The organism is Sphingobium cyanobacteriorum, assembly GCF_030580935.1.
Taxonomy (GTDB): domain Bacteria; phylum Pseudomonadota; class Alphaproteobacteria; order Sphingomonadales; family Sphingomonadaceae; genus Sphingobium; species Sphingobium cyanobacteriorum.
In genome coordinates this window covers 242,957-261,351 of sequence record NZ_JAUQOM010000003.1, presented here as the reverse complement: position 1 = coordinate 261,351, position 18,395 = coordinate 242,957, and the positions used below count along the sequence as shown (strand labels likewise).

The window sequence follows — 18,395 nt, the reverse complement described above, 5'->3', positions numbered from 1 at the left end:
CGTATCTAGGATGCGCGCCCGTCCGGCTCAACGGGCGACAGCGGCAAATTCTCCTGCGCGGGCGCAAAGCCCGGCTTGTGCGCCGCCAGCAGCGCGGGCGGCAGGCTGATGAGGCGTGGCGCGCTGGTATAGAGCAGCCCCGCCTCGATGATGCGGTCGGGGAAGATCACGCCCAGCGCGGCGGCATAGGCCGCCATCTGCCGCACATGCGCGTCCGGCACGTCCGCCAGGCTGAGCGGCACGACCCGTCCGGTCTTGAAATCGACGAACTGGACCCGGTCCGGCCCGATGCACAGCCGATCGACCGTGCCGGCGATCACCGCGTCCCCGACCACCGCCGCGATCGGCGCTTCGGCCAGCGCGTCGGGCCCGAACAAGGCTGCGAAATCGGGCGATTCGATCACCCGCAGCGCCTGGCCGATGACGTCATGACGCTGCTCCGCATCGGCCAGCCCCTGCTGCGCCAGCCAACGGTCGGCCGCGTCGCGCCGGCGATCCAGCGCTATGGCGGGCAATCGTTCGAACAGGGCGTGAAGCCAGCGACCGCGCTCCGCCGCCGCGCGCATCGCCGGGGTCGGCGGCGGATAGGGCACATCATCCTCGACCTGCGCCGATGGCGCGAGCGGGCGCGGCGGGCGGGCCTCGGCCGGAGCCGCCTGGCGCAGCCAGTCCGGTTCGGCCAGCGCCGCCTGCACCATCGCCGTTTCCGGTTCCGCCTTCTTCGGTGGCAGTTGCTCGCTGCCCCGCCAGCGCCGCGCCGCGCCCCAGATCGGATCGGCATCCCATTCCGCGCCCAGCGACACCATCGCGCCCTCGACGGCGGCGAACCAGCTTTCCGGCTTCACCTCTCCCCTGGCGCGCGGCCCCAGCGATCCGGCGACGATCAGCTTCTCTTCGGCGCGGGTCAGCGCCACATAGAGCAGCCGCCAATGCTCCTCGCGCTCGACCCGCGCCGCAGCTTCGGCGACATCCCCGATCGGTCCCTGCTTTTCCGCCTTGCGCGGGGGCAGGACCGGCAGCCCGTTCCACAGCAGCCAATCCGCCCGGTTGCCCGCATCGGGATCAAGGCAGGCGTCGGCCAGTATGACGATCGGCGCCTGCAACCCCTTGGCCCCATGCACGGTCAGCAGCCGCAGCATGTCGCCGGCCGCCGCCGCATCGCGCACAATGTCCACCTCGCCCCGGTCGAACCAGTCGATGAAACGCTGGAGCGAGGGATGGTCGTCGCTCTCGAAAGCGAGCGCGGCGTTCAGCAATTCCTCGATCGGGTCCGCCGCCTCCGCCCCCAGCCGCGCGATCAGCCGGCGCCGCCCGTCCATCGGCCCGGACAGGATCGCCTCCAGATAGCGATAGGGGGTGGTGAAATCCGCGACGCCCAGCAGGTCGCGCAGCGGCCTGAGCACAGCATCGTCCAGCGTCTGGTTCAGATGCCGCCACAGGCCCGCCTTGCGCCCGATCAGGCGGGTCATCAGTTCGTCCTGGGTCCAGCCGATCAGCGGCGACACCAGCAGCGCGGCGAGGTTCAGTTCATCCTCCGGCTGCACCGCAAAGCGCAATGCGGCGAGCAGATCGCGCACCGCCAGCGGCGCATTGAGCCGCAGCCGGTCGATCCCCGCCACCGCGACCTGTTCTTCATAGAGGCGCGCGACGATCAGCCGCGCCAGTTCGCTGCGCCGCCGCACCAGGATCATGATGTCGCCCGCGCGCACCGGGCGGCCCCGGCTTTCCAGCATCAGCCCGTCGTCGATCCACTGGCGTATCTGCCGGGCGATATTCTGCGCCAGCATCCGCTCCTGATCGTCGGCCCAATCCTCCTCGCCCCCGGCTTCTTCGCTTTGGTTGGCGACCACCGGCTTCCACAGCAGCACTTCGCCGGGATGACGGTTGGCGCTGATGTGGCGCACGTCCCCGCTCTCCAGCCCCAGCCGCTCGCCGCGCAGGGTGGCGATGGTGCGGTCCACCACGTCCAGCACCGCCGGCGTCGAGCGGAAACTGCGGTCGAGCGAGAGGTTGAAGAAGTCATGACCCGACCGATGGGCGTCCCGCTCGAACAAGAGCTGGGCAGCGGCGAAATTGGCGGGACTGGTGCCCTGGAAACCGAAGATCGCCTGCTTGAAATCGCCCACGGTGAAGATGGTGCGGACTTTCTGCCCCGGCTCCCATTCGACCGCGAAAAATTCCTCCGCCAGCGTGCGGACGATCCGCCATTGCGCGGCGTTGGTGTCCTGCGCCTCGTCCACCAATATATGGTCGATCCGCTGGTCCAGCTTGTAGCGGATCCATTCGGCGATGCCGTCCTGTTCCAGCAGGCTGGCGGCGCGCGCGATCAGATCGTCGAAATCCACCGCCCCGGCCAGCCGCTTGGCCTGCGCATAGGCGCGCGCATAGGCTCGCCCGGCATGGAGCGCCTCTGCGAGCAGCGCGGCATAATCAGCGCGCAGCTTCATCGCGATCAGGGCGCCGCAGCGGTCGTAGAGCCGCCGGGCCATGTCGGCATAGCCGTCCATCGGCGGGACATAGCCCTTGCTCTCCAGAAAATCGCCATCCGCCTTGGCCCAGGCGCGGTGCAGGTCGGCCAGCCCCGCCGCCCGCCCGGCGGGGTCCAGCCCGCGCCACGCCGCGATCCGGTCACACCGTTCCAGTGCGCGCGCCTTGCCCCAATCGACATTGGCGCGCACGATCCAGTCGAGCGCCCGCATGTCGAAGAGGTCGTCCCGGCATTGTTCGGCCAGCCATTGATCGATATCGCCGTCCGGCAATCCCAGTTCCGTCGCCAGCCAGGGCGCGATCGCTTCCGGCAGCCCGTCCAGCGCCTCGCCCCGCGCCGCGCAGCGCAACAGATACTGTTCCGCCCCGCCCTCGCCCAGCCGCAGGCTGAGCGCCTGGAGCGCGCACATCAGCGCGTCGTCGCCCTGTTCCTGCGCGCGCACCACCAGATCGGCCAGCGTCTGCCGCGCCAGGCCGGACTGTTCGCGCTGGTCGAGCGGGCGGAAGCCCGGCGCCAGGTCGGCCTCCAGCGGGAAGGCGGTCAGCAATTGCTGGCAAAAGCCATGGATGGTCTGGATACGCAGGCCGCCGCCGGTCGATTCCAGCACTTCGGCGAACAGGCGGCGGGCATAGTCACGCGCGGGCGGCCCGGATTCCTCGCCCAGCGCCTCCAGATCGGCGAACAGCCCCTTGTCGTCCATCTGCACCCAGGCGGCCAGCCGGTCATGGATGCGATCGGCCATTTCCGCCGCGCCCGCCTTGGTAAAGGTCAGGCACAGGATATTTTCCGGCCGCACCCCCTGCAAAAGCAGGCGGAACACGCGCGCGGTCAGCACATGGGTCTTGCCCGTACCGGCGGACGCCGACAGCCAGACATGGGCGTCGGGCGCGGCGGCGCGCGCCTGATCGCCCAGCAGGCGCTGCAAGGGGGAAGCGGCCTTAGCCATCGTCGCGGCCATACCATTCCTCCAGCCGCATCAACTGGTCATAATCGCCATAATTGGCGACTTCGGGATTGATCTCCGCGCGGAACGGTGCCGTTCCCAGCAGATAGTCGCGCGCAAGGTCCGCGAACTGGTCATAGGCGATGGTCGTAAAATCGGCAGTGATGATCCTGTCCCGCTTGCCCAGCGGATCGACCGGCCGTTCGCGATAGCCGAAATTGTCGCCCTTCTTGGCAAGCGACCAATATTCAAAATCACCCGCGACCAGCTTGCCACCCACATTGGCGAAACCGCCATGTTCGGCGATCAGGCCAAGCAGCCCCAGTTGCAGCGCGTAGCCGCCCTTGACCTGACGCGCGCTTGGCGGTTTTCCTGTCTTGTAGTCGATGATCCCCAACGTCCCGTCGGCAAGCCGGTCGACCCGGTCCGCCTTGCCCATCAACTCGACCCCGGCAATCTCCGCCCGTCCTTCCTGCTCGACCGCTAATATGGTGCGCCCTTCCGCCTTGTCGCTTGCCACTTCCGCCGCGATCCAGCGGATCGCCTCGATCAGGCGCGGCTGCCACAGCGCCTTGAGCAATGGATGGACCTGCGGCTGGTCGAACATGGCGCGGGCGCGCGCCTCCAGATCGGCGGGGTCCAGTGTTCCCGCCTCGGCCCAGCGCTGCAATATGTCATGCACCGCCGTCCCGCGCCACGCCGGTCCGGCATCGGCATCGACCGGATCGAGCCGCGCCAGCCGCAAAACGCGCCGCGCATAGAAGGCGAAGGGATCGGCCTTCAGCCGGTCGACATCGGTGACGGGAATGACCTTGGGCCGCGCCGACGCGGGCGGCGCGGGGGCGGGACGCCTGGCCGGGCTATAGGCCGCCGGCGTGTCGATCGCCCGCGCCAAGCCGGCATAGCGATCCGCCGACTTCCATTGCGACCCGGCCATGGCCTTCAGCCGCAGCCAGAAGCGCGAGGCAACCGCCGGCCCGCCGCTCCCCCGCCGCGCGCGGGTGATGAGCACATGGGGCGCGCCCAGCGCACCGGCAAAATCATGCGCGGCCAGACCAATGCGCGTCTCCAGCCCCGGTAGTCCCAGTTCGCGCCGGATGCGCGGCGCCAGCCAGGGGTCTGGCGCGGGCAGGCCCGGCCAGGTGCCTTCGTTAAGGCCGCCCAGGATCATCAGGTCCGCCTGCATCAGCCGCGCCTCGATCAGCCCCAGTATCGCGATGCGCGGGTGCCCGCCCTGCGGCGGGCGCACCGACACGCCGCCCAGCATATGGTCGAGCAGCGCGGGCAGCGCGCGCGGATCGGCCTGACGCGGCCCTTCCGGCGCGGCCGCCTCCATCTCCGCAAACAGGTCGGCGGCGGCATGGCCCTGATGCCCGGCCCAGACGGCATCGCCAGTCAGCGCGCCCGCCTGTTCACGCAGCGCCGCCAGTTGCCCGGCCAGGTCGGCGGCGCTTGCAAAGGCCGTCTCCAGCGGCTCCAGCAGCGCCCGCGCGCCCGGCCACCAGTCGCGCACCTGGTCCCGCAACACCCGCTGCCGGTCGTCCTCACGCGGATGCATCAGCAGGTCGATGCCGACCAGCCCCGCCTGCGGCCGTGGCCCGCGCAGCAGCAGGTCGAGCGCGCGCACGCCATCGAGCCAGTCCAGCCGCCCCGTCCCCTTCATCACCAGCGGATGCTTGAGCAGGGTCAGCAGCGGCACCGGCGCAAACCGCTCCGCCACGGCCTGCGCCATCGCGATCAGCAATGTGCCGGGCAACAGCCGCGACAGGGGCGACCCGGCGCTGTCGTCCGCCTCTATCCCCCAGCGGCGCAGATGCGCCGACACGCGCGTCGCCAGTTGCCGGTCGGGCGTCACCAAGGCGGCGGTGCGTTCGGGCGTTTCCAGCGCCTCGCGCAGGGCGATGGCGATGGCCTGCGCCTCCTCGCCCGGTGTCGCCACCTCCAATGCCTCGACTCCGGCGAGCGAACGATCCGCCGTCTTGAGATCGCGCCAGCGGCTGGTGAGCCTGGGTGGCAGCATGGCGTTGGAAATATTGCGCCCGCGCACCGCCCGCGCATCATGCTCGCTGCCCCAGCGCCATTGCGCCACATCGTCGCGCGTCGCGCTCATGCCGTCCAGCAGGCGCTTGAGCGCATATTGCGGATGGCTTTCATGCCCCGGCTTGCGCTGGCCGGTCAGCGGGTCGGGATCGAACGGGCCGATCGCGTCCCACGCTTCCTCGTCCATCTGCTGGTCGAGGCCGGCGAACACCACCATCCCGCCAGGCATCATGCCGATCCGCCGCAACAGGCCGGCGACGGCGGGCGCGGTGGTCGAAATGCCGGCCGCCACGACGAAGCCCGCCGGTGAATGCGCCGCCCAGCGCGCGGCCAGCCGGTCGAACAGCCGGTTGCGCCGGTCGGCAAGGTCAATGCAACCGGTCCGGGCCAGCTCATCGGGCCAGCGCGCGATTACAATCTCGAATATATTCAGCGATGTCTGCCAGTGTCTTGACAGTTCATCCGAAAGGGTCAGGTTACGCAGAGCGGCCGGTTCCACCCGCTCCACCTGCATCTGGTCCAGCACCGCGCCCAGCGCCTGCCCCAGCAGCAGCGCCTGCCCCGCATCCACGTCCGGCTTCGCCTGCTGCACCAGGCGCGCCAGGATCATCTGGCGTCGCATCGCCGCAATCGCGGGCGGCACGGCATCGTCCTCACCCAGCGGATCGAGCGCGCCGCCGACCTGCTCGCCCAGGTCCGGGTCGCCGATCGCCACCAGCCGGGGCAACAGCAGCCCGCCGCCCGATTGCCGGACGAAGGCGTCGCTCACGGCCCGGATCGCACGATTATTGGGCAGCAGCACCATGCCCTGCGCCAGCGCCATCGGATGCCCACGATGCTGCGCCAGCAGGCCCGCGACCAGCGCGTCGGCAAAGGCGCGGTGCGCCGGGATGCTGAACAGCGCCGGGCGGGCCCGATCACCCATAAGCGAGCATCGACTCCACCACCGGAATGGCCTTGGGCGTGCCCACGTCGAACCACAGCCCCGGATGCGACACGCCGTAGAGCCGCCCGGCCTCGATCGCGCGGTTCCAGAAGATGTTGGTCGAAAACACGTCGTCCGGCGGATCGACCAGCAGCGCGGGCGACATGATCTGTACCCCGGTAAACACGAATGGCGCGACATGGGCGGTCTTGCGCCGGCTCAGCCGGCCATCGGCGGCCATATGGAAATCGCCTGGCCCGCTATGGCAGTTCGCGCGCGCCAGCGGCACCAGCAGCAGCAGCGCGTCCATCTGCGCCGGGTTCCACAACCGCCGCATCACGCCCAGCGTTTCCTGCGGTCCGTCGATCCACAGATTGTCGCTGTTGGCGCAGAAAAATGGCTGGTCGCCCAGCAGCGCCTTCGCTCGCATCAGCCCGCCGCCCGTCTCCAGCAACCTGGCGCGTTCGTCCGAAATGGCGAAGTCCAGCCCGCATTTGCGCGCCTTCAGATGCGCTTCGACCGTGTCGGCCAGATAATGGACATTGACCACGACCTTCCTGATCCCGCCCGCTTCCAGCCGGTCGAGCGCATGGTCCATCAGCGGCTTGCCCGCCACCTTGACCAGCGGCTTGGGCCGGGTGGCGGTCAGCGGGCGCATCCGCTTGCCCAGCCCGGCAGCCATCAGCATCGCGGTATCGATCATAGCGGCGCAACCTCCGCAAGCGCATGATGGCGCTGGTCGGCGGGGATATTGGCGGCGAACCAGTCGGCCACCGGCGCCAGTGCCGGATGGGCGAGATCACGCTCCAGCAGCCCCCACATGCGCGGCAGGAAGGAGAGGTAGCGCGGCTTGCCGTCGCGCTGCCACAGGCGGGTGAAGATGCCGATGATCTTGGCGTTGCGCTGCGCCCCCAGCACCGCATAGGCGGCGTCGAAATCGGCGGGCGGCGACGCGAGGACCTTGTACCGGGCCAGCATCGCCGCTTCCACATCGACCGGCACGTCGCGCCGCGCATCCTGCAACAGCGACACCAGATCATAGGCCGGGTGGCCCGCCAGCGCGTCCTGAAAATCGAGCAGGCCCAGGCCATGCGAGCCGTCCCGGTCGATCAGCATGATATTTTCGGCATGATAGTCGCGCAGCACCGTCACGGTCGGGCTGGCCGACCGCTCCACCAGCGGCAGCACCGCGTCCCAGGCGCGGACATAGGCATCCACGTCCACATCCAGACCGATCGCCGGGCAATACCAGTCGGTCAGCAACCCGACTTCACGCTGATAGACGGCCCGGTCATAGGGCGGCACATCGGCGGCGGGCAGGCGGTGCAGGTCGGCCAGAAGGTCGATGGCGCGGGCATAGACCGACAGTTCCGCGTCAGGCTGATCGTCCAGATGTTCCTTGACCCGCAGGTCGCCGAAATCCTCGATCAGCACCAGCCCCCGGTCCAGGTCGCGCGCCAGTATCCGGGGCGCGGCAAAGCCGTCGGCCAGCAGATGTTCGGCGATGGCGATGAAGGGGCGCGGGTCCTCATGCGGCGGCGGCGCGTCCATCAGCACCGCACGGCGGCCGCCGTCGAGCACGCGGAAATAGCGGCGGAAGGATGCGTCGCCGGCCAGCGGCACGATGGCGGCCTGACCCCAGCCCGCGTCGGCGAGGAAGGCGGGCGCGGCGGCGGGGGGGATCATATCTGTGACCATCGCTCCGTCCAAGCGTCCGGCACGGCCGCTGTCAAGCGCCGCGCGTCGTCCGCCGCCATCTCGATGGTCAGGCGCAGCGCATGAGGCCACAACCGATCGCCCAGCCGGTCGGGCCATTCGATGATCAGCAGACTGTCCATCAGATAATCGCCCAGCGCCAGTTCCTCCACCTCCTCCGGCCCGTCCAGCCGGTAGAGATCGACATGGGCGACCGGCAGGCGCACCTCCGGCACGTCATAGGGCTGGACGATCGCAAAGCTCGGACTGGGCGCCTCGCCCGCCAGCCCCAGCGCTTCCAATATGCCGCGCGCCAGCGTCGTCTTGCCCGCGCCCAGCCCGCCTTCCAGCGCGATCGCGTCACCGATCCGCGCATGGCCCGCGATCCGCCGGCCCAGGTCCAGCATCGCCGCCTCGCCGGCAAGGTCGATCACCGCCTCAGCCACGCGGCAGTTCGATCGTCGCCATCGTCCCCTGCCCCGGCCGCGATACCAGGGTCAGGGTGCCGCCATGCGCTTCGGCCAGTTGGCGCGCCAGCGGCAGGCCGATCCCCGCCCGCCCGCCATTGCGCGCCTGATCGGCGCGGGCGGCGGGATCGAAAATCGCCTTCTGCTGCCCGGATGCGATGCCGGGGCCATTGTCCGACACGACGATCCGCGCCTTGTCCGCCGTGCCGTCGCCATGGAGCAGGATGCGGGCGCCCTTGCCGCAATAGCGGATCGCATTTTCCAGCAGATGGTCGATCGCCTGGCCGATGCGTCGCGCGTCGCCCTGCACGCTGCCCAGGCTCCCCTGCAAGGAGGTGGCCAGATCGATGCCCTTGGCGCTCGCTTCGGGTTTCAGCCGCTCCGCGCTCGCGCGCGCCACCATGGCCAGGTCGACCGGCATATGATCGATCGCCAGCGTGCCGACCTCGCCCTGCGTCAGGTCCAGCACATTGTCGATCAGCATCGACAATCGCGCCGTGCTTTGCAGGATGCCGTCGACATAGCCCTGCGCCGCTTCGCTCAGCGCCCCGGCATAGCCCGCGCTCATCATCTCGGCGAAACCCGATATGGTGGTCAGCGGGGTACGCAATTCATAGCTCATATTGGTGACGAAGGCGGTCTTGACCTTGTCCGCCTGCTCCAGCGCCTCGTTCCGGTCGCGCAGCATCTGTTCGACCCGGCGGCTGTCGGTCACATCCAGCATGGTGAACAGCGCATTGCCGTCGGGCAGCGGAATGGCGGCAAATTCGAACAGCCGGCCATCGGCAAAACCGACATGCCCCGCCCGCTGCTTGCGCTCGACCGTGGCGGCGCGCACCAGTTCGCGCACCAGGTTGCTCTGCTGGGGCTTTGCCAGTTGCCCCTGCACCGCGCGCATCAGGTCGTCGATGCGCGGATGCGACGCCAGCAGATCCTCGGCCGCGCCCCATATGGTGCGGAACCGGCTGTTCCACATCTGGAGCCGGCCATCGGCGGAAAAAACGCCGATCGATTCGAACAGATTGTCGAACGTCGCCGTCCGTACCCGCAGCAGCGTGTCGCGCGCGCTCGACAATTGCACCTGCTCGGTCCGGTCCTCGAAAATCAGCAGCAGCCCGCCATCGGGCAAGGGCTGGGCATAGACGCGCAAATGGGTGCCGTCCTGGAGCAGCCAATTCTCCTCCTGCGCATCGGGCGACAGGAACCAGTTGCGCCGCTCGGTGCGCCAGGCGGGAAAGTCGCGATGTTCGGGCAGGCGGCGCGCGTCGCGCATCTGGTCCAGCACCCGTTCGAACAAAGGCGCGTCGGCCAGCGCATCCTGCCGCAGGGCGAACAGGCTGATGAAGGGCTGGTTCCAGAAGCGCAGCGCCCGGTCGGGCCCAAAGCGCGCCACCCCCGCCGAAAGCCGGTCGAGCAGGTCGCGCTGCGCCGTTTCCAGCCGGCGATGTTCGACCCGCGCCTGTTCCAGTTCATGCTGGTCGACCGCATAGCCGGCCACGCCCGCCGGTCCCAGCGGCACGTCGACCACCCGCATCGTCCGTCGTTCGCCATCGATGGTCGCGGGCACCATCCGTTCGACCGGGGCATCCTGCGCCACCGCTTCGGCGGCGGCGGCCTGCGGACTGACGCCGCCCGCCATTTCGACCAGTTCGATGCCGTTGGCGATCACATCAGCCGCATCTTCGCCATCGACCGCACGGACATAGGCGCTGTTGACCAGGCTGAGGCGCAAATCGGGGGTGCGATGCCACATCGGGAAGGGCGCCGCCTCGACCAGCCCGGCCAGCGCCTCCAGCGCGTCACGCAACTGGTCGACATGGCTTTTCAGATCCTGAATTTCGGCCTGGCTGTCGGTCGCGTCGAAAATCCACAGCACCACGCCGCCGCTTTCGGCCAGTCCCGGCCCGGCGGGCGCGCCACGCACCAGCAGCAGGCGGGACGATCCCTGGCCCCGCACCGGCAGCGCGAAGCTCTTGCCCGCGCGCTGGGCGGACGCGATCTCGCGCGCCAGCGCGGCGGCATCCTCCGGTTCCAGCCCGCCATCGGCATCGGTCAGTTCGGATGCGAAGGTCGGCACCCGCGGCTTGCCCAGCCATTTGGCCAGGCGATCGGCGGCCTCCAGCCGGCCATCGGGATGAATGATGACCGGCGCCGCAGGGGCCGACGCCATCAGCACCGCCAGCCGGTCCAGCTTGCCCTGCGCCTGCGTGCCTTCGCGCCGCATCCGCTGGCCGCTGGCCAGTGCCCAGACGGCCGCGCCCAGCCAGGCGGCGAGCACCATGCCGAATATGATCGCGGCATAGGGGGACAAAGTCGTCATGACATCCACCCTCCGGCCCGCCGAACCTGCCTGTCCCTGTTCATATGTCGCCTGGGCCTAACCCAGAAAAGGTCCATCGGGAAGCGGCCCGGCAAGAAAAAGACCACCAAGAAAAAAGGGAGGCGTTTCCGCCTCCCTCCTTTTCCGTCGCTTATCGCTCTTTCTTAGTAGCGATAATGATCCGGCTTGAACGGGCCTTCCACCGGCACGCCGATATAGTCGGCCTGGCGCTGGCTCAGCTTGGTCAGCTTCACGCCCAGCTTTTCCAGATGCAGTTCGGCGACCTTTTCGTCCAGATGCTTGGGCAGGACATAGACGTCGTTGCCATACTGCTCGCTCTTGGTCCACAGCTCGATCTGCGCCAGCGTCTGGTTGGTGAAGCTGGCCGACATGACGAAGCTGGGATGGCCGGTGGCGTTGCCCAGGTTGACCAGACGGCCCTTCGACAGGACGATGATCTTCTTGCCGTCGGGGAATTCGACTTCGTCGACCTGCGGCTTGATCTCGGTCCACTTCATGTTGGCGAGGCCGGCAATCTCGATCTCGCTGTCGAAATGGCCGATGTTGGACACGATCGCCATATTCTTCATCGCGCGCATGTGATCGACGGTCAGCACGCCTTCATTGCCGGTCGCGGTGACGAAGATGTCGGCGCGCGGCGCGGCCTCTTCCATCGTCACGACTTCATAGCCTTCCATCGCCGCCTGCAACGCGCAGATCGGATCGACTTCAGTGACCATCACGCGCGCGCCGCCATTGCGGAGCGAGGCGGCGGACCCCTTGCCAACGTCACCAAAGCCCGCGACGCAGGCGATCTTGCCGGCCAGCATCACGTCGGTGCCGCGACGGATCGCGTCGACCAGGCTTTCCTTGCAGCCATAGAGATTGTCGAACTTCGACTTGGTGACGCTGTCGTTCACGTTGATCGCCGGGAAGGGCAGCTTGCCCTTCTTGGCCAGTTCGTACAGGCGATGGACGCCGGTGGTGGTTTCTTCCGACACGCCCTTGATCGACTGGACGGTCTTGGTCAGGAAACCGGGGCGTTCCTTCAACACGCGCTTGAGCACCGAACAGAAGATTTCCTCTTCCTCGTTCGACGGCGTGAACAGTTCCTCGCCCGCTTCGACGCGCGCGCCCCACAGGGCGAACATGGTGGCGTCGCCGCCATCGTCCAAGATCATGTTGGCGACGCCCGATTCATCGGTGTGCCAGTCGAAGATGCGCTCGACATAATCCCAATATTCCTGCAGCGTTTCGCCCTTGATGGCGAACACCGGCACGCCTGACGCGGCGATCGCGGCGGCGGCATGGTCCTGCGTGGAATAGATGTTGCACGTTGCCCAGCGGACCTGCGCGCCCAGCGCCGTCAGCGTTTCGATCAGCACGGCGGTCTGGATCGTCATGTGCAGCGACCCGGTGATGCGCGCGCCTTTCAGCGGCTGCGACGGACCGAATTCCGCACGCAGCGCCATCAGGCCGGGCATTTCGGTTTCGGCGATGTCCATTTCCTTGCGGCCAAAAGCGGCAAGGCCAATGTCGGCGATCACATAATCCTGCGCCTGGGTGGCGGGTGCGGTGGCCACGAGCGTGTCTCCGTTAACTTAGAATTGTGCCCCCGATGCCGGTCAGCCGGACGGTGGCGATAGGACGGCCCTTACCAACCGCCATCGCCTCTGGCAACCCTATATAAAGTTTTCTTTATGTGCCTGCGGGCCGCTCAGGCCGATCCTGCCCCGCTCACCAGATGCGCCGAATCGACCCCGGACGCGGCGAAGGCCGCCGCCCATTTGCGCCGCGCGGGCGTGTCGAACAGCAGGTCCGCGTCGGCATCCGCCAGAAACCAGCTTTCGCCCCGCATCTCCTGCTCCAACTGTCCCGCGCCCCATCCGGCATAGCCCAGCGCGATCAGGTAGCGGCTTGGGCCCCGCCCTTCGGCGATCGCCTTCAATATGTCGAGCGATCCCGAAAGGCCCCAGCGCCCCCCGACATCGATCATATCCTGCCCGCCCCAATCGAGCGAATGCAGCACGAAGCCCCGTCGCGGCTCCACCGGCCCGCCGCGCAGCACCGGCACATCGGGGACATTCGCGCCGTCGATGTCGAAACTGTCCAGCAGGGTGCGAAAGCTCACCCCCTCTATTTCCTCCCCCACCGCGATGCCCAGCGCGCCATTGTCGTCATGGACGCACAGCGCCACCACCGAATGATCGAACCGCATGTCCTCCATGCCGGGAAGGGCAAGCAGGAAATGCCCGCCATAAAATCGCGTCTGGTCCATGCGGCGAATATAGGCCACCGACCGGGCTTGCCAAGCACGCGCGACCGCAATCATCGCGCGGCGCGCCATATTCGCCCGGCCGCGTCTTGACAGAGCGGCCTCCAGCGCCGACCTCCCGCCGGGTCAAAGGCCAGGAGATATGATCATGACCATCAGCAAGGGCGACCGACTTCCCGCCGCTACCTTCACCAAAATGACCGAAAACGGCCCCGAAGCCGTTGCATCGGACGACTATTTCGCCGGCAGGACCGTGGCGATCTTCTCTGTCCCCGGCGCCTTCACGCCAACCTGTTCGGCCAAGCATCTGCCCGGTTTCATCGACAAGGCCGAAGAGCTGAAGGCCAAGGGTGTCGATGAAATCGCCTGCACCGCCGTCAATGACGCCTTCGTCATGGGCGCCTGGGGCAAGTCGGCCGGCGCGGATGACAAGGTCACGATGCTGGCCGATGGCAATGGCGATTTCGCCAGGGCGGTGGGCCTGACCATGGATGGCAGCAAGTTCGGCCTGGGCGAGCGCGGCCAGCGCTTTTCGATGCTGGTCAGGGACGGCGTTGTCGCCGAACTCAATGTCGAAGCGCCCGGCGACTTCAAACTCTCCTCCGCCGAACATCTGCTGGGCCAGCTCTGATTTGGCGACGCGCGCCCGGCCGATGATCGGGCGCGCGTCCTTTCCCGTCTTTCTTCCGTCACGCAAAGGCGGTAACAGGGGGCGATGACACAAAGCATCGGCAGCGCAACGGTCGCGCAACTCGACCATATCTATCAGACATCCATTGAAACCTTGCGGGACGCGATGCGCGCCTATGCCAGCGATGGCAGCATCCCGCCGCCGCAAGCGCGCAGCGACCGGCGCTATTGCTATCCCGAACTGCGCGTCACCTATCATGACGGCAGCGACGCGCCGCCGCCGGGCCGGTCCTTTGCGCGCCTGTCGAAACCGGGCCGTTACGTCACCACCATCACCCGCCCCGCGATGTTCGCCGATTATCTGGCCGAACAGATCGACCTGCTCGTCCGCGACTATGGCGTGGAGGTGGAGGTTGGCCCCAGCGACCAGCAAATCCCCTTCCCCTATGTGCTCGACGGCCTGGACATGAGCGCGCTGGACGGCACGCCGCCGACCGAACTGGCGCGCCATTTCCCGGCCACCGAACTGGCCGAGATCGGGGACGAGATCGCCGACGGCCTCTTCATGCCCAATGCCGCTGGCGACCGGCCGCTCGCCCTGTTCGACGGACTGCGCACCGATTTCTCGCTGGCGCGGCTGAAACATTATACCGGCACCCCGGCCGAACATGTGCAGCGCTACATATTGTTCACCAACTATCACCGCTATGTCGATGAATTTGTTGCCTGGGCCTGCGCCGAACTCCAGCGGGACGGCACCCGCTTCACCGCGCTGTCGGGCGCTGGCGGCGTCTATGTGACGAACGAAACCGCCGATCCCCACGGCATGATCGCCGACAGCGCCTGGCGCAAGCATCAGATGCCCGCCTATCATCTGATCGCCCCCGACCGCAGCGGCATCACCCTGGTCAATATCGGCGTCGGCCCGTCCAACGCCAAGACGATCTGCGATCACCTCGCCGTGGTGCGGCCCGAAGCCTGGCTGATGATCGGCCATTGCGGCGGCCTGCGCCCCAGCCAGCGGATCGGCGATTACGTCCTTGCCCATGCCTATCTGCGCGATGACAAGGTGCTGGACGACATGCTGCCCCCCGAAATCCCGGTGCCCGCCATCGCGGAGGTTCAGGTCGCCATGGCCAGCGCCGCCGAAGCCGTGCTGGGTGGCGGCGACCCGGAGGATTTCCGGCGGCGCCTGCGCACCGGCACCGTCGTCACCACCGACGACCGTAACTGGGAACTGCGCTATTCCAGCTCCGCCCTGCGCTTCAGCTTGTCGCGCGCGGTCGGCATCGACATGGAATCGGCCACCATCGCGGCGCAGGGCTATCGCTTCCGCGTCCCCTATGGCACGCTGCTCTGTGTGTCGGACAAGCCGATCCATGGCGAACTCAAGCTGCCCGGCCAGGCCAACCGTTTCTATGAAGAAGCGATCGCTGGCCATCTGCGCGTCGGCCTCATGACCTGTGAACTGCTGCGGCAACAGGGCGCGAAGCTGCACAGCCGCAAGCTGCGGGCCTTCAACGAACCGCCTTTCCGCTGAGCCCCTTGGCCGGTCGGACAATCCGGTCAGGCAATCCGGTCAGGCGGCATCGCGCCAGATGGTGATGCGGTCCTTGCCGCCCTTCTTGGCGGCGTAGAGGGCCGCGTCCGCGCGCGCCACCAGATCTTCCAGTTGGCTATCGTCCGCCATCAGTTCGGCGACGCCGAAACTGGCGCGCAACACCGCTTGGGGAAAGCGCGGCAGGCTCAGATGCCCGACCTCCACGCGCACCCGTTCCATCACCTCGGCGGCGGCCGCGGCGTTGCTGTCCAGCAGCAGCAGGCCGAATTCGTCACCGCCCATCCGCCCGACAATATCCCCGCGCCGCACCGCGCTGGTCAGCAACTGGGCAAAACCGCGCAGCGCCTGATCCCCGGCGATATGCCCGTGGCCGTCGTTCAGCGCCTTGAATCCGTCCAGATCGCACACCACCAGCGCCAGCGACCGATTGTGCCGCCGCGCCTGCGCGATCGCCTTGATCCCCGCTTCATCCAGCCCGCGCCGGTTGAACACTTCGGTCAGCGGATCGTGGCGGATCTGCCGGCGCAATTGCTGCGCCAGGTCGCCTGCCACCACCAATATCGCGGCGACCCCGGTGCCAATATAGATGGTCGGCGTATAGAGCGACAGGATGGCGCGATACAGTTCCTTGCCCGTTTCCGGCCCGGTGATCAGCAAGGCCGCCCCGGCCAGGGCGGCCTGCCCGATCGCGAAGGCGACCAGGACCGAGAAAAAGGCCAGCTCAGGCGGCGTGAATGCGCGATCCCTGGGCCATAGCGATACCGCGCTGATCGCCACCAGCACGCCCACGAAGGCGGGGATGATCATCCCCTGCATCGACTGCATCCCGATCGGCGAGATCGCGACCAGCGTGGCGATCGCGGCGGCCCCGGCAGGTATGGCGAACAGCCTGACCGGCACGGGCCGTCCCGACCGCTGCCTTATGCCGATGGCCAGCAAAGACGCGCTCGTCACCAGCCCGAAGCCGGCGATCCCGTATAATAATCCGCTTTTCAGGAAGAAGCCCCCGGCATTGGCAGCCCATTGAAACACGGCCACCGCATAGGAAGCGGTCCAGGTCAATACATGCTTCTGCCGGCCGAAATGCAGCCATGCGACGGCCATGGCGACAGTCATGACGATACTGACACCAAATAACAGCGAAAGGACAACGGCTGGCACACTCATGGGCCAGCCGCTTACCAAGAACTATAGTAACTTACCAGCCACAAGACTTGCCCTTATTCTGATTTTCAAGCCACTTCTGCAATGGCGCGAAGTAATTGACCAGCGCCTTGCCCGACATCTCCCGGCTGCCGGTGAAAGCCTGCAAGGCATCAGGCCAGGGTTTTGATGCGCCCATTTCCAGCATGGCGTTCAGTTTCGCGCCTACTGCCTTGTTTCCATAGAAGGAACAGCGATGCAGCGGCCCCTTCCACCCGGCCTGCTTGCACGCTGCTTCATAGAATTGGAACTGCAACACCCGCGCCAGGAAGTAGCGGGTATAGGGCGTGTTGCCGGGGATATGATATTTGCCGCCGGCGTCGAACTTCGTCTCGTCGCGGGACACCGGCGGGACGATGCCCTGATATTGGCGGCGCAGGTCGGTCCAGCCCTTTTCATACTGGCTTTCCGGGATCGACCCGTCGAACACGCCCCAGCGCCACTTGTCGATCAGCAGGCCAAAGGGCAGGAACGCGACCTTGTCCATCGCCTGCCGCAGCAGCAGCCCTGTATCCTTGTCCGCGCCCGGCACCCTGGCGGGATCGAGCAGGCCGATCTTCACCAGATAGTCCGGCGTGATCGACAGTGCGACGAAATCGCCGATCGCTTCATGGAAGCCGTCATTGGCGCCGTCCAGATAGAGCGGCTTTTGCGCCTGATAGGCGCGCTGGTAATAATTATGCCCCAGTTCATGGTGGATGGTGACGAAATCGTCGCCGTTCACCTTGGTGCACATCTTGATGCGGATATCGTCCTTATTGTCCAGATCCCAGGCCGATGCGTGACAGATGACTTCACGGTCGCGCGGCTTGGTGATCTGCGACCGTTCCCAGAATGTCTGCGGCAGGGGCTTGAACCCCAGCGAACTGTAGAAACCCTCGCCCGCCTTCACCATCCTGACCGGATCATAGCCCTTTTCCCTGAGCAGATCGGTCGTGTCGAACCCCAGGTCGCCCGCCCCCTTGGGCGCCACGATATCATAGATATTGCCCCATTCCTGCGCCCACATATTGCCCAGCAGGTCGGCGCGGATCGGGCCGGTCCTGGGTTGCACCGCATCGCCATATTTTTCGTTCAGCTTGGTGCGGGTATAGCAATGCAGATCGTCATAGAGCGGCTTGACCTCTGCCCAGATCTTGTCGGTCAGCCTAGCGAAATCATCGGCCGGCATGTCATATTTGGACCGCCACATCGCGCCGGTGTCGGCAAAGCCCAGTTCCCTGGCCCCTGCATTGGCGATGCCGACCAGCTTCGCATAATCCTGCCGCATCGGCGCGCCGACATTATCATGCCAACTGACCCACATTTCCTGCAATTCTTCAGGGTTGCGATTGACCCCCATCCGCTCTTCGATGTCGCTGCCGTTGATCGGCTGGCCCTTCAGCGTGCCCTTGCCCTTGCCATAGGTGGACTGGAGCCTGGTCGCCAGGTCATTCAGCGCCTCGGCCGCGCCCGGCGTCGTCGGCGCCGGCAGCGTCAGCGCGGTGCGCAGCAATGTCAGCCGGCGCTTCGTCTCTTCCGATATGCCCGGCGCGGCCGCATATTTTGCCGCCTCCAGCGCATAATCGACGCGCTGCTTGGTATCGATCGCGCCGAAATAGGATGCGATCGCATCGGTATCGTCGGTGATATAGGTCGCATTGATCCACTGCGCCCGGCCGCTGATGATCGACTGGTCGAACAGGGCCTTCTCGGCCCTGGCCAGGAAGGCGTCGGCCTCGGCCGCGGTGGGTGTGGCCGTCGCGGCGACGGGCGCCTGCTGCGCCATGACCGGCGAAGCAATCAGGGCAGCCGCAAGCGCGGCCATGGAAATGGCGATTTTCATGAAATTCCCCTTGAACAGGACGA

Annotated in this window: 12 protein-coding genes; 2 read left to right on the top strand and 10 right to left on the bottom strand. The window is 67.0% G+C overall.

Translation table 11 applies throughout. The annotated features are described in order from the left end of the window. Nucleotides 1–5: 5 nt before the first annotated feature. From addA to Q4610_RS09620, 8 genes are all read right to left on the bottom strand, one after another. Nucleotides 6–3,446, bottom strand: coding sequence for a double-strand break repair helicase AddA (addA, locus tag Q4610_RS09655; RefSeq protein WP_304535736.1), 3,441 nt, complete (start codon nt 3,444–3,446; stop codon nt 6–8). Beyond that, complete coding sequence (addB, locus tag Q4610_RS09650) at nt 3,427–6,396, bottom strand: double-strand break repair protein AddB (protein ID WP_304535735.1); 2,970 nt, start codon at nt 6,394–6,396, stop codon at nt 3,427–3,429. Before addB ends, addA begins: the two co-directional genes overlap by 20 nt. Further along, the gene (locus tag Q4610_RS09645) at nt 6,389–7,099 is read right to left on the bottom strand and encodes a nucleotidyltransferase family protein (RefSeq protein WP_304535734.1); all 711 of its coding nucleotides are present in this window, start codon (nt 7,097–7,099) and stop codon (nt 6,389–6,391) included. Before Q4610_RS09645 ends, addB begins: the two co-directional genes overlap by 8 nt. Continuing rightward, on the bottom strand, nt 7,096–8,082 hold the full coding sequence (locus Q4610_RS09640; RefSeq protein ID WP_304535733.1) for an aminoglycoside phosphotransferase family protein: 987 nt from the start codon (nt 8,080–8,082) through the stop codon (nt 7,096–7,098). Before Q4610_RS09640 ends, Q4610_RS09645 begins: the two co-directional genes overlap by 4 nt. Continuing rightward, complete coding sequence (tsaE, locus tag Q4610_RS09635) at nt 8,079–8,537, bottom strand: tRNA (adenosine(37)-N6)-threonylcarbamoyltransferase complex ATPase subunit type 1 TsaE (protein ID WP_304535732.1); 459 nt, start codon at nt 8,535–8,537, stop codon at nt 8,079–8,081. Before tsaE ends, Q4610_RS09640 begins: the two co-directional genes overlap by 4 nt. Further along, a complete protein-coding gene (locus Q4610_RS09630; protein WP_304535731.1) occupies nt 8,530–10,878 on the bottom strand; it encodes a PAS domain-containing sensor histidine kinase in 2,349 nt (782 codons plus the stop codon). Before Q4610_RS09630 ends, tsaE begins: the two co-directional genes overlap by 8 nt. Before the next feature lie 164 nt (nt 10,879–11,042). Continuing rightward, nucleotides 11,043–12,461 (bottom strand): adenosylhomocysteinase, encoded by a 1,419-nt coding sequence (gene ahcY, locus Q4610_RS09625; protein ID WP_304535730.1) that lies wholly within the window; start codon nt 12,459–12,461, stop codon nt 11,043–11,045. 134 nt (nt 12,462–12,595) lie between these two features. Then, nucleotides 12,596–13,156 (bottom strand): YqgE/AlgH family protein, encoded by a 561-nt coding sequence (locus Q4610_RS09620; protein ID WP_304535866.1) that lies wholly within the window; start codon nt 13,154–13,156, stop codon nt 12,596–12,598. Nucleotides 13,157–13,301: 145 nt separating this feature from the next. Here Q4610_RS09620 and Q4610_RS09615 point away from each other — a divergent pair, with 145 nt between their 5' ends. Beyond that, nucleotides 13,302–13,784, top strand: a complete 483-nt coding sequence (locus Q4610_RS09615; RefSeq protein WP_304535729.1) for a peroxiredoxin — start codon at nt 13,302–13,304, stop codon at nt 13,782–13,784. Nucleotides 13,785–13,868: 84 nt separating this feature from the next. Beyond that, a complete protein-coding gene (locus Q4610_RS09610; RefSeq protein ID WP_304535728.1) occupies nt 13,869–15,323 on the top strand; it encodes an AMP nucleosidase in 1,455 nt (484 codons plus the stop codon). 39 nt (nt 15,324–15,362) lie between these two features. On the opposite strand, the gene Q4610_RS09605 is transcribed toward Q4610_RS09610, so the two are convergent. Beyond that, nucleotides 15,363–16,448 carry a GGDEF domain-containing protein gene (locus Q4610_RS09605; RefSeq protein WP_304535727.1) on the bottom strand — a complete coding sequence of 362 codons (1,086 nt, stop codon included), beginning with the start codon at nt 16,446–16,448 and terminating at the stop codon, nt 15,363–15,365. A 94-nt stretch (nt 16,449–16,542) separates the two neighbouring features. After that, nucleotides 16,543–18,372, bottom strand: a complete 1,830-nt coding sequence (locus Q4610_RS09600; RefSeq protein WP_304535726.1) for a M2 family metallopeptidase — start codon at nt 18,370–18,372, stop codon at nt 16,543–16,545. Nucleotides 18,373–18,395: the final 23 nt, after the last annotated feature.

Coding starts and splice junctions, on each gene's coding strand:
- Q4610_RS09620 (WP_304535866.1), bottom strand. CDS start 13,156: ATGGACCAGACGCGATTTTATGGCGGGCATTTCCTGCTTGCCCTTCCC.
- addB (WP_304535735.1), bottom strand. CDS start 6,396: ATGGGTGATCGGGCCCGCCCGGCGCTGTTCAGCATCCCGGCGCACCGC.
- addA (WP_304535736.1), bottom strand. CDS start 3,446: ATGGCCGCGACGATGGCTAAGGCCGCTTCCCCCTTGCAGCGCCTGCTG.
- Q4610_RS09630 (WP_304535731.1), bottom strand. CDS start 10,878: ATGACGACTTTGTCCCCCTATGCCGCGATCATATTCGGCATGGTGCTC.
- Q4610_RS09645 (WP_304535734.1), bottom strand. CDS start 7,099: ATGATCGATACCGCGATGCTGATGGCTGCCGGGCTGGGCAAGCGGATG.
- Q4610_RS09600 (WP_304535726.1), bottom strand. CDS start 18,372: ATGAAAATCGCCATTTCCATGGCCGCGCTTGCGGCTGCCCTGATTGCT.
- Q4610_RS09640 (WP_304535733.1), bottom strand. CDS start 8,082: ATGATCCCCCCCGCCGCCGCGCCCGCCTTCCTCGCCGACGCGGGCTGG.
- Q4610_RS09610 (WP_304535728.1), top strand. CDS start 13,869: ATGACACAAAGCATCGGCAGCGCAACGGTCGCGCAACTCGACCATATC.
- Q4610_RS09605 (WP_304535727.1), bottom strand. CDS start 16,448: ATGGCCGTCGCATGGCTGCATTTCGGCCGGCAGAAGCATGTATTGACC.
- Q4610_RS09615 (WP_304535729.1), top strand. CDS start 13,302: ATGACCATCAGCAAGGGCGACCGACTTCCCGCCGCTACCTTCACCAAA.